This window comes from candidate division KSB1 bacterium (assembly GCA_022566355.1).
GTDB lineage: Bacteria > Zhuqueibacterota > JdFR-76 > JdFR-76 > DREG01 > JADFJB01.
The window spans coordinates 31,805-43,608 of sequence record JADFJB010000021.1 but is presented as its reverse complement, the minus strand read 5'-3'; the positions used below and the strand labels follow the sequence as shown (position 1 = coordinate 43,608).

Genomic DNA, 11,804 nt, shown 5'->3' with positions numbered 1-11,804 from the left:
AAAAGGATTGATTTCAGTATGGATTCACGCGCATCGCTTCAGAAAGGCATTAATATACTTGCTGATGCTGTGGAGGTGACCCTGGGTCCAAGGGGCCGCAATGTAGTAATCGATAAAAAATTTGGCGCGCCAACTATCACAAAAGACGGCGTAACTGTGGCCAAAGAGATTGAATTAGAAAATGCAGCTGAGAATATGGGTGCCCAAATGGTGAAGGAAGTTGCTTCCAAAACCAGTGATATTGCCGGTGACGGAACAACCACAGCAACGATTCTTGCCCGATCTATTTTCAACGAAGGTCTTAAGAATGTAACTGCCGGAGCAAATCCTACCCATCTTAAAAGAGGGATCGATAAAGCAGTACAGAAAACAATTGAAGAGATTAAAAAACTAAGCCAGGAAGTAACCGACAAGAATGACATTTCCAATGTGGGTACAATTTCGGCAAACAATGACAAGGCAATCGGTGATCTTATTTCCGATGCAATGGATAAAGTCGGTAAAGACGGCGTAATTACCGTTGAAGAGGCAAAGAGCACTGACACCACATTAGAGGTTGTTGAGGGAATGCAATTCGATCGAGGATATTTATCACCATACTTTGTCACCAATCCCGACAGCATGGAAGCCTATTTGGAAGATCCCATGATCCTGATTCATGACAAAAAGATCAGCGCCATGAAAGACCTGTTACCGTTGCTGGAAAAAGTAGCCCAGTTGGGTAAACCTCTTATTTTGATTGCTGAAGATATAGAAGGTGAAGCATTAGCTACATTGGTGGTCAATAAGCTTAGAGGTACTTTAAAAGTCGCTGCCGTGAAAGCCCCTGGATTCGGAGATCGCCGCAAAGCAATGTTGGAAGACATCGCGGTTTTGATTGGCGGGCGGGTAATATCCGAAGAGGCAGGTTTTAAGCTTGAAAATGCTGTGGTTAGTGATTTAGGAACTGCCAAGCGCGTGACTATTGACAAGGACAACACGACAATCGTCGAAGGGGCAGGCAGCACCGAAGATATCCAGGGTCGAATTAAGCAAATTCGCAATCAAATTGAAAACACTACTTCCGATTATGACAAAGAGAAGCTGCAAGAGCGATTGGCCAAATTGGCCGGTGGTGTTGCGGTATTGAATATTGGCGCTGCAACGGAAATTGAAATGAAGGAAAAGAAAGCACGTGTTGAAGATGCATTGCATGCAACACGAGCGGCTGTTGAAGAAGGAATTATTCCTGGTGGCGGCGTTTCTTTACTTCGTGCGATAGAAGGTTTTGATAGCATCGAGACAGCCAGTGCAGATGAGAGAGTGGGTGTCAATATAGTTCGCCGAGCGCTCGAAGAGCCCATTCGCAAAATTGCTGAAAACGCAGGCTTTGAAGGTTCCATCGTTGTACAAAAAGTTCAAAGTGGAGAAGGAGCTTTCGGTTTCAACGCTGAGACAGGTGAATACGAAGACCTGATCAAAGCGGGTATCCTTGATCCTACAAAGGTTACACGGGCAGCATTGGAAAATGCAGCAAGTGTGGCTGGACTTCTTTTAATGACTGAAGCTATCATAACCGATATTAAGGAACCTGAAACACCAAGTCCGGCAATGCCTCCGGGTGGTGGTGGTGGTATGGGTGGAATGTATTAATACTAAAAAAGTTGAAAAGACAAAAGGCCGAAGAATTTTTCTTCGGTCTTTTTTTTTACCTAAATCAAAATTATTGTCTAAATAACCTTCCCAATTCTCCTTGATTCTTACCTGCCAAATTGGTATATTCGAGAAAATCTTCCGTAAAATTTCTTAAGAAAGAGAGTTTCCAATAGAAGAAAATTTGGATGTTATTCGGCTTGTTAATCTGGTATTCTACAGCTACCACGGTGTTGAAAAATCCGAGAAAGAAAAAGGGCAGCGTTTTGAAATTGATATCGAACTGTTTACAGATCTTAGAAAAGCCGGAAAAACAGATCGTTTAGAAGATACTGTTGATTACTCTCGGGTTTATCAAGTCGTCGAAGAAGTTGTTATCGAAGGTGAATATAGTCTCATCGAAGGTATTGCGGAAGCAATTGCACAAACACTTTTAAGTCATTTCAATATCGAAGAAGTTATTGTAAGAGTTAGAAAACCCCATGTAGCCGTGCATGGAATTTTAGATTGTGTAGAAGTTGAAATTGTTAGGCCATAAAATGATGTTTAATTCGGTATATTTGGGATTAGGTTCAAATCGTGATAACAGGCTTTGGTATATTGTTCAAGCGCTTCGTCTTTTGGATAAATCGCCCAATATTGAAATTAGAAGAATCTCGGGCATTTATGACACAAAACCTTATGGTATTAAAAATCAAAGAGATTTTTTAAATTCAGTGGTTGAGATTCACACGAATTTTCGACCGGCTAAATTGCTGCAGTTCGGAAAATTTATTGAAATTAAATTAGGAAGAATCGATAGGGGTAAATGGCAACCTCGTGAGATCGATATCGATATATTAACTTATTCGGATTTGCAACTCAGTTTGTCCTGGCTAAATATTCCCCATAAAGATCTTCATAAAAGACGGTTTGTACTTGCCCCGTTTTGTGAAATATCGCCTGATCTATGGTTACCCGGCTACCAAAAGAAAATACAAAATCTTTATGATTTTTGTCCTGACCAGGGTAAAGTTCGTCTTATATATCCGGCAGAGGAACTGCACATTAAGTTAGATGCCCGTGAAAAGGCACTCCGGTGAAAAAATTACAATATTTAGTCGTTGAAGGTGTAATTGGTGTAGGTAAAACAAGTTTATGCAATCTATTAAGTAAACGTCTTACAGGCAATGTCGTTTTGGAAAAGCATGAGGAGAATCCATTTCTGCAAGATTTTTACGAGGATCCCCAGCGATTTGCATTTCAAACCCAGATGTTTTTCCTTCTCAGTCGCTACCGCCAACAACAAGAATTAAATCAGCAAGATTTGTTTCATTCGGTGCTTATTTCGGACTATGTTTTTGCTAAAGATAGAATATTTGCATCTATTACTCTGGATGAACGTGAATACATGTTGTATGATCATGTAGCCACTTTACTTGAAAGAGAAATTCCCAAACCTGACCAAGTTATATACCTTCAATCCAACACCGCAAGGCTTATGTCAAATATTCGTAAAAGAAAGCGCTCTTATGAAAAAAAAATTAATGAGGAATATATTCGTTCCCTGGTTGAAGCCTATAATCATTTCTTTTTTCATTATAATGAAACTCCCCTTTTGATAGTGGACACTACCCAGATTGATTTTGTCAATAACGATAAGGATTTAATCAGTTTAATCGATCAAATCTCTAATCCATTGGGAGGTACTAAATATTATATACCCAGGGTAAGTGAGGAAAACAAAGCATGAAATTGCTGCAATTATTGTTGTGGGGTATATTGATCTATTACGGATATAAAGTTGTCAAACATATCTTCCAGCCCAAATCCGGCAGGCCATCCGTACAAGGCAAACCTAAAAAGAAATCGCTCGATATCGATGAATCGCAAATTGAAGATGCTGACTTTGAAGATATCGATACTTAAGAATAGGAATTTCTTTTGGTGATTGAAAATTCATTGATGAAATCAGTTGTAAGAAATACTGCTTATAATAATTTAAGCAAACTGGAGTTAATCGCCAAATTACGCCAATCTGAACTGAAAATTAAGGAATTTGAGCAAGATCAATCAAGAGTTAATACCATATATTACATCACTAGAAGTTTGTCCAAAGAATTAGATCTTGACAATCTTCTGCAGCTGCTAATGGATGAAGTGAAAAACGCATTACAGGCTGATCGATGCACGGTTTTCCTGGTGGATGAATCAAAAAATGAACTTTGGTCCCATATCGGCCATGGGTTAGAAAAAAATGAAATTCGTTTCCCAATTGACAAAGGAATTGCCGGGCATGTTGCGAAATTAGGAGAAGTCGTTAATATCAATGATTGTTACAGCGATCCGCGTTTTAATCCGGAAATCGACAGGAAAACCGGTTACGTAACTCAAAATATGTTGGCTTTCCCGATGCGTAATAATTTGATGGAAGTGATAGGAGTTTTCCAGGTTTTAAATAAACGATCTGGCGAGTTTTCAGATGCGGACGTACGACTGCTTGAAGCAATTGCGCCCATTGCAGCCGTTCAAATTGAAAATGCTCAATTATACGAAGAAATTCGTCAAACTTTTGACAGCCTGGTTTTGACACTCTCCCGAATTATAGATGCCCGGGATCCGCTAACGGCAGGACATTCCCATCGGATTATGCTTTTCGCTGATGCCATTGCACGCGAGGCAAAATGGGATTTCAGCCAACGGGAAGTTCTGAGGATTGCAGCTTTGCTGCACGATTTGGGCAAGATTGGAGTTCGGGAAAGTATTTTGACCAAAAAAGGAAAATTAACAGAAGAGGAATTTGAGCATCTAAAGTACCATGTTGTTCATACCCGAACATTTTTACGGCAAATCCATTTTTCAGGTAAATTTGCCAAAGTACCGGAAATCGCTGCAACACATCATGAGCGAATGGATGGATCCGGATATCCTGACGGATTGAAAGGCAAGGAAATACCATTGGGAGGGCGAATTCTAGCAATATCTGATATTTTTGATGCCTTAACCTCGAAGCGTCATTATCGAGAAAGAATGAATTTCAGTAAAGTTATGAAAATGCTTGAAAATTCTGTTAATATGGAAATAGATGAATATTTTTTCAACTTATTTATGAATATATCTTTAGAGAAGATTATTACAATCCTGGAAATTGCAAATAAAGAAAAGATAGATAAAATGGATTTGTCGAACTTGAGGAAATATTCCTTAAATGATTTAAGAAAAGCTCTAAAATCAAACAAGAAAAAAACAGGTTGGGTTGAATTGTTTTTCAGGTATTATCAGAAAAACTATCTTAAAGAATCTTAAAGTGAAAGAGGTATTTGGATGGAACGAACAGTTATTTCAACAAATCATGCACCTGCAGCAATTGGCCCTTATAGCCAGGCGATTAAAACTTCAGGCCAGCTTTTATATACTGCCGGTCAAATTCCTTTAGATCCGGAAACGGCAGAGATTGTCGGGAATGATATTATTGAACAAACGCACCAGGTTTTTAAGAATATCAAGGCCATATTGGAAGCTGCTGGGGCAGATTTTCAAAATATTGTAAAAACCACTGTATTCTTAAACGATATTTCCGATTTTGCAGCTATGAACGAAGTTTACGCTCAGTATATCTCCGAGAATCCACCGGCTCGATCTGCCGTTGGTGGGCTACAATTGCCAAAAGGAGTATTAGTCGAGATTGAATGTGTTGCGGCGATTTGATGAGGATTTTAATTATTAGATTTCGAATGGTTAATTTTAAATCTATCACCAAGCCCTCATTAATTTTAGTTTTTATTTTCTGTATTCATATTTATCCATTTTCTAAAACCTGTTCTCAATCTAAATCTGAAATGACAATCCAGGATACACTCACTAAAGAGGTAAAGCGCTTACCATCTCCAAAATCTGCAATGATTCGCTCAATTATTTTTCCAGGATGGGGACAATGGTATAATGGTATTAAATGGAAGGCTGCACTCGTTTTCGCAACTGAAACTGGCATCATTGGAGCGTCAATTTATTGGAATAACCGGTTAAATAAATCACAAGTTGAAGCAAATAGAATATTATATAAGGATTATCGGAATCAATCTTATTGGTTTCTTGGATTGGCGATCTTAATAAGCATGGGAGATGCTTACATCGATGCCCATTTAGCTGGATTTGATGTGTCACCTGATCTCTCGTTTAGGGAAGATGACAAGAAATTTAAATTAAACTTTTCATTTAAATACTAACTGAATCAATGAAAATAGTTTTGAATTATACTGAAAAATTAGTTAATTTATTTTAATTGTTTTTTATAAAATAAATAAGAACACGAAAAATAGCTTAAATCTATGAATCAAAATACTTGTATAGACAAACCTCGTGAGAATTGTGGCATAATGGGTATTTATGGCGGTGCAAATGCTTCAGAATTGGCCTATTTGGGACTTCATGCATTACAACATAGAGGTCAGGAAGCAAGTGGAATTGTAACCACTGATGGAGACCAGGTTTATCGACATATTGGTACAGGCTTGGTAAACGATATCTTTAATGATCCGAACATATTATCTGGGCTGAAGGGCCATATTGCTGTTGGACACAACCGTTATTCAACAACCGGTTCTAGTACTCTCCTTAATTCACAACCGATTTTAGTCAAAAGCAAACAAGGTTCGCTGGCAATAGCTCATAATGGTAATCTGACAAATTATAAATCGCTTCGTAGAGAGCTTGAGAATTCAGGTTCAATATTTCAAACCACTAATGATAGCGAGGTGATCCTGCATCTTGCTGCACGGTCGAAGAAGAATGGAATAGTTGAACAATTATTGGATGCATTACGCCAGGTTAAAGGCGCTTTTTCTCTTGTTTTTCTAACTCGAAATGAACTTATTGTAGCAAGGGATCCATATGGGGTTCGTCCATTGGCATTAGGAAAAATTGGAAATACAATTATCGCCGCTTCCGAAACTTGTGCTTTGGATCTTATCGGCGCTGATTACCTGCGTGATGTGAAACCCGGTGAATTGATTTGTTTTAACCAAAAAGGAGAATTTAGTACCCGTATTTCTGAGCCGGTGAAACCGGCACATTGCATTTTTGAATTTGTTTATTTTTCTCGTCCTGACAGTCGAATATTCGGAGAGTATGTTGATAAGGCACGACGAAAATTAGGCAAGAACCTGGCGATTGGCCATTCTGTTGATGCGGATATAGTCATCAGTGTTCCGGATTCGAGTAATACTGCAGCGATTGGTTATTCACGTCGCAGTGACATAAAATTCGATATAGGATTAATTCGCAATCATTATATCGGACGGACGTTTATTCAACCGTCGCAAAAGACCCGTGATTTCCATGTAAGGTTAAAGTTTAATGATGTGGGGGGTGTATTGAAAGATCGAAGGGTCGTATTGGTAGATGATTCCATTGTTCGCGGAACAACTATAAAGCATTTAGTCAAAATGTTGAGAAAAGCCGGTGCAAGGGAGGTACATATTCGGGTTTCTTCGCCTCCAATTAAACATCCCTGTTATTATGGTATGGATTTCCCTTCCCAGGGTGAATTAATTGCTGACAGAATGGAGACAGAAGAGATTCGGGAATATTTAGGTGTAGATAGTCTCGAATATTTGACACTAGAAGAGTTACTGGATTCGGTACCTAATGGAGAACTTGGTTATTGTACAGCTTGTTTCAGTGGCAACTATCCCATTCCGGTTGAAGAAAAATTTGAGGAATCGGATATTGAAAAGGAAGTCACTATTCAAGAAATATAATTGAAATAGAATTTTCTTTCTCCATTAACAAATACTTGCCTTTTTCATGCACAATCATTAGTTTTCCGGGTAAAGAGAGGACCGCATCAAGATATTCGATTACATATTTCTAACCCGGCCTGTATTATTATTTCCGGTCTGGACAATCCTATTAGCAGGGTTTATCAATCCACAGTTAATATCCAATAATTTTGATAGTTCCCAATGGCAATTGATTCAATCCCATTTCACTGATTCTGCTTTTTGGAGGTCGTTTCTTTCAATTACAATGCTTATGGCGTCCGTTTTTATTATCAACCAATTTACTGATATCCAAAGCGATCAAAAAAATAACAAACTGTTTCTTTTAGCAGATGGAATGGTGTCGAGAAAAACTGCAATTAGTGTAACTACGGTTTGTATTCTCCTTGCCTTCTTTTTTGCAGTACAAAAGGATATTCATTTGGTAATGCTTTGTTTTGCGCTTTTTCTTGTAACTGGCATTGGTTACAGTCTTCCGCCATTTTTATGGAAAGACAGGCCGATTGCTGGATTACTTGTTAATTTGATTGGTGGTTTATTAACATTTATGATTGGCTGGCAAATTACGGCTATGCTAACCTTAGAAACAATTATCAACGCAGTTCCTTATATGTTTGCCATTGGCGCTGTTTATCTTTTAACAACGATGCCCGATAAGATTGGTGATCAGCACGTTGGCAAAATTACATTTGCAGTAAAATTTGATTTGCGCACAACGATTTTAACGGCACTGCTGTTGGAAATTGCTTGTCTAATTTTGGCTATTTTGTTTATGGATTTTTTGATACTTTTTCCTGCGCTTGCGGTTTTACCATTTTTTGTCAAACTTCTTTTTAAAGACGATCTAAGCAGTATCATTCAAGCAACTAGATTTGCGATCTTATTTTTATCATTAGCAGTCGTATTATTATTCCCTGCATATGCAGTTTTGATGTTAGGAATATTTTTTTTATCGAAATGGTATTATCGGAATCGGTTTCAACTAAATTATCCCAATTTCTCACATATTTCAGAGGTGTTGAATGATTAACATCAAGGAAAATTCTTGTGATTTTTGTGGCGCTTGTGTGGCGATATGCCCGCCGGATTGCATTGAGCTTTATGAAGCAGAAATAGTCATCGTTCATGAAAAATGCACAAACTGTAAATTATGTGTTTGGGTTTGTCCCATTGAGGTCCTTGAGTACGTGGAAAAAGCGGCATGAAAGAAAACTTTGATGTTGTGATTGTGGGAGGTGGGCCGGCAGGTTCAACTGCAGCTGAATTTGTAGCGAAAAATGGTGCATCTGTTTTACTCCTGGAAAAAGGCCGGGATATCGGTGTCCCAGTTCGCTGTGCCGAAGGTGTAGGGGCCGACGGCCTCAGGTTATTTTTTGAACCAAAACCTCAACATATTCAAACACCCATTAATGCAGTAAACCTAATCTCTTCAAATGGAACAAAATTGAAATTTGTAGGGGGGGAGATAGGATTCATTTTAAATAGAAAAGTTTTTGATCATTATATTGCCGAAAGGGCCGCTTTAGCAGGAGCAGAAATTCGAACCAGAGCTTGTGTGACTGGCTTGCTTCACAATAATGGCTCGATTAATGGCGTAAGTTTTATTTCCGAGAATAAGAAATACGAAGTGTCTAGTAAAGTGGTGATTGGAGCAGATGGTTCGGAATCTCGAGTTGGGCGATGGGGGGGAATCCATACCCAACTAAAACTCAAAGATTTTGAATCTGTCATTCAATATATTTTAACGGATGCTGAATTTAAGCCAACCACCTGCGATTTTTATTTTTCTGAAAACTACTCGCCGGGAGGATATTTATGGGTTTTTCCACGTGGAGAGGGAGTGGCCAATGTGGGATTGGGTGTTGCTGGACAATATGCCAGGGAGGAATCCGCCAAATCAAATTTGGATCGCTTTATAATGAAATATTATCCAAATGCCAAAAAATTAAACACTACCATGGGATGTGTTCCCTGTGCTAAAACTCTAAAGCAAATCGTTGCACCTGGGTTGCTTTTGGCGGGTGATGCTGCGAGACAAGTAAATCCGCTTTCCGGTGGAGGCATTATAAGTGGGATGATTGGCGGTAAATTAGCGGGTATAACGGCAGCTAAGGCCGTAAAAAAAGGAGATTATTCAAAAGAATTCCTACTGCAATATGAACGTGAGTGGTATAAAGCCGAGGGGAATGTTCATACTATTTTTTACCGGCTAAAAGAAACAATTAGCCAATTTACAGATGAGGATCTCAATGAAATTGCTGAATCAGTAGCAAATCTAACCGAATCCCGTAAAAATGTGATCAAGTTCATGAAAATGGTTTTGTTCAAACATCCGCATTTAGTAAAAGATGCTGTGCTGGTTTTTAAAGATGTGATCAAACAAAATTTAAAGCTAAGTTAGGTATGATCGATATCCATTAACTCAGGTAAACTTACGAAACGGAAGCCTCTCTCTTGCAAAGTAGGAATCAATTTTCTTAATCCCTCCACTGTCTGGAGTCGACTTATTTTTTCAGATGGTGCGCCATCGTGTAAAATAATAACACTGCCACATCGAGTTCGTTTTAAAACCCTTGAAACTAATTTTTGAGTACCGGGCAAAGCGGTGTCCCGCGGATAAACATCGCCAATCACAGCTTTATGATTGGTGTTCGCTGTAATGGCCAGCACTTTCCTGTTAAAAAGCCCATAAGGCGGTCTCATCAAAAGGGTAGTTACACTACAGATATTTTCTATTGCTTTTTTTGTCTCCAGAATCTCTGATTCGATCTGGCCATTCCCTAGTTTAGTTAAAGTAGGATGGGTGAAAGTATGATTGCCTATTTGATGTCCAGAATTAAAGATTTGTTTAGTTAACCTAGGCTGTAAGTTTACATTTGACCCGATCAAAAAAAATGTAGCGTGAACGGCAAAATCGTCGAGGATTTCAAGGATTTGAGGTGTGAAGATTGGATTAGGTCCATCGTCAAAAGTAAGGGCAATGACTTTTCTTTTTGTATCGGCCCGCCAAAATACTCGCTTTGATAACAGAAAGCCAAAACGTTCCAATCCTATAAAATAACTGATGTCGTTCAGTGTTTTTCGTAATACTTTTTTCATTGTTATGGGTATAATATATAATTATTTTAATTAGGATTTTTTTATTTTTGGATTTGGAATCATTTTTTATAAATTAAAGTTAAATGGTTTGACAATAGGTATTATTTTAAGAGATTAAATTGCAATTCAATAAATCACTATTGAAATTAAAATTCCGCAATAATTTTTAGTAAACATTCAAGATCCGACCATTTTTTGAGATTTAAAATAATAAAATTTATAAATACTGACATATAATCATCGTTTTTTATGGCACTTTTCAATAAACTTCGTTCAAAATTAAGTAAAACCCGTACTGGTTTATTTAACAAACTTCAAAGCACCATATCGTTAAAACCCAAAATAGACGAAGAACTGTTCGAAGAGATCGAAGAGATATTAATAACGAGTGATGTAGGAATTGATACAACATTAAGTATTATTGATGGTGTTCGTAGTCGTGTCAAGCAGGGTCGGATAACCGAATCGCAAGAAGTACATGGAATATTGCGGGAGGAGATAAAAGGGTTGTTGAATAGCAATAATCATGAAACCAGCCCTGATTTTTTTATGGTGAATGCCAAACCTTACGTGATAATGGTTGTTGGTGTTAATGGTACAGGTAAAACGACTACCATCGGAAAACTTGCGCTAAATTTTAAGAAAAAGGATAAACGGGTGCTTGTCGCTGCTGCCGATACTTTTCGTGCTGCTGCATCGGATCAATTGGAGATTTGGGCGAAGCGTTCCGGAAGTCAAATTGTTCGTCAGGATGAGGGTGCAGACGCCGCATCTGTTGCTTATGATGCTATTAGCGCATCACTCGCGAGGGATATCGATGTCGTAATTGTGGATACTGCCGGTCGTCTCCACACAAAAACAAACCTCATGGAAGAATTGAAAAAAGTAGATCGTGTTATTGCCAAGCAAATACCCAATGCACCCCACGAAAGGTTGTTGGTTTTGGATGGCACAACCGGCCAAAACGCCAGGCGGCAGGTTGAGGAGTTTGGCAATGCCATAAACCTTACAGGTCTTGTTTTAACCAAACTTGATGGAACAGCTAAAGGTGGAGTTGTCATTGGAATCGCAAATGATTTTAAAATTCCAATAAAATTTATTGGCCTTGGCGAACAAATAGACGATCTTGAACCGTTTGATTCAAATTCATTTGTAGATGCTATATTCGATCCAGCTTTTAAGTGATTATAAAATATTCAAATCAAAATGTTTTTAGAATAAAAGAATGAAATTATTTTTATGGTTTCCCGATATTAAAGCAAGAATAAAATATTACTCATACAAATCTTCCGGGAAGTACCGGGAGGAGGAATG

At 38.3% G+C, this 11,804-nt stretch carries 14 protein-coding genes; 13 read left to right on the top strand and 1 reads right to left on the bottom strand.

Annotated elements, in window-relative coordinates:
* Positions 1-6 precede the first annotated feature (6 nt).
* The 12 genes from groL (at position 7) to IIC38_05925 (ending at position 9,792) form a co-directional block, all read left to right on the top strand.
* Positions 7-1,632, top strand: a complete 1,626-nt coding sequence (gene groL, locus IIC38_05980) for a chaperonin GroEL (GenBank protein ID MCH8125494.1) — start codon at positions 7-9, stop codon at positions 1,630-1,632.
* A 184-nt stretch (positions 1,633-1,816) separates the two neighbouring features.
* Positions 1,817-2,170: a dihydroneopterin aldolase gene (gene folB, locus IIC38_05975; GenBank protein ID MCH8125493.1), complete on the top strand. Its 354-nt coding sequence runs from the start codon at positions 1,817-1,819 to the stop codon at positions 2,168-2,170.
* The gene (folK, locus tag IIC38_05970) at positions 2,157-2,714 is read left to right on the top strand and encodes a 2-amino-4-hydroxy-6-hydroxymethyldihydropteridine diphosphokinase (GenBank protein ID MCH8125492.1); all 558 of its coding nucleotides are present in this window, start codon (positions 2,157-2,159) and stop codon (positions 2,712-2,714) included. The genes folB and folK overlap by 14 nt, the downstream gene beginning before the upstream one ends.
* The gene (locus IIC38_05965) at positions 2,711-3,364 is read left to right on the top strand and encodes a deoxynucleoside kinase (protein MCH8125491.1); all 654 of its coding nucleotides are present in this window, start codon (positions 2,711-2,713) and stop codon (positions 3,362-3,364) included. Before folK ends, IIC38_05965 begins: the two co-directional genes overlap by 4 nt.
* Positions 3,361-3,540, top strand: a complete 180-nt coding sequence (locus IIC38_05960) for a hypothetical protein (GenBank protein ID MCH8125490.1) — start codon at positions 3,361-3,363, stop codon at positions 3,538-3,540. Before IIC38_05965 ends, IIC38_05960 begins: the two co-directional genes overlap by 4 nt.
* Before the next feature lie 18 nt (positions 3,541-3,558).
* The gene (locus IIC38_05955) at positions 3,559-4,917 is read left to right on the top strand and encodes a GAF domain-containing protein (GenBank protein ID MCH8125489.1); all 1,359 of its coding nucleotides are present in this window, start codon (positions 3,559-3,561) and stop codon (positions 4,915-4,917) included.
* A gap of 18 nt (positions 4,918-4,935) precedes the next feature.
* Complete coding sequence (locus IIC38_05950) at positions 4,936-5,319, top strand: RidA family protein (GenBank protein ID MCH8125488.1); 384 nt, start codon at positions 4,936-4,938, stop codon at positions 5,317-5,319.
* A 26-nt stretch (positions 5,320-5,345) separates the two neighbouring features.
* Positions 5,346-5,837: a hypothetical protein gene (locus IIC38_05945; GenBank protein MCH8125487.1), complete on the top strand. Its 492-nt coding sequence runs from the start codon at positions 5,346-5,348 to the stop codon at positions 5,835-5,837.
* A 102-nt stretch (positions 5,838-5,939) separates the two neighbouring features.
* Positions 5,940-7,370 (top strand): amidophosphoribosyltransferase, encoded by a 1,431-nt coding sequence (locus IIC38_05940; GenBank protein MCH8125486.1) that lies wholly within the window; start codon positions 5,940-5,942, stop codon positions 7,368-7,370.
* Between the two features lie 268 nt (positions 7,371-7,638).
* A complete protein-coding gene (locus IIC38_05935; GenBank protein ID MCH8125485.1) occupies positions 7,639-8,421 on the top strand; it encodes a UbiA family prenyltransferase in 783 nt (260 codons plus the stop codon).
* Positions 8,414-8,596: a 4Fe-4S binding protein gene (locus tag IIC38_05930; protein MCH8125484.1), complete on the top strand. Its 183-nt coding sequence runs from the start codon at positions 8,414-8,416 to the stop codon at positions 8,594-8,596. The genes IIC38_05935 and IIC38_05930 overlap by 8 nt, the downstream gene beginning before the upstream one ends.
* On the top strand, positions 8,593-9,792 hold the full coding sequence (locus IIC38_05925; GenBank protein ID MCH8125483.1) for an NAD(P)/FAD-dependent oxidoreductase: 1,200 nt from the start codon (positions 8,593-8,595) through the stop codon (positions 9,790-9,792). The genes IIC38_05930 and IIC38_05925 overlap by 4 nt, the downstream gene beginning before the upstream one ends.
* Here the strand turns inward: IIC38_05925 and IIC38_05920 are convergent.
* The gene (locus IIC38_05920; protein ID MCH8125482.1) at positions 9,789-10,490 is read right to left on the bottom strand and encodes a polysaccharide deacetylase family protein; all 702 of its coding nucleotides are present in this window, start codon (positions 10,488-10,490) and stop codon (positions 9,789-9,791) included. The two genes, IIC38_05925 and IIC38_05920, sit on opposite strands and share 4 nt — an antisense overlap.
* A gap of 249 nt (positions 10,491-10,739) precedes the next feature.
* On the opposite strand from IIC38_05920, the gene ftsY reads away from it, so the two are divergent.
* Positions 10,740-11,675, top strand: coding sequence for a signal recognition particle-docking protein FtsY (gene ftsY / locus IIC38_05915; GenBank protein MCH8125481.1), 936 nt, complete (start codon positions 10,740-10,742; stop codon positions 11,673-11,675).
* The last annotated feature ends 129 nt before the right edge of the window (positions 11,676-11,804 follow it).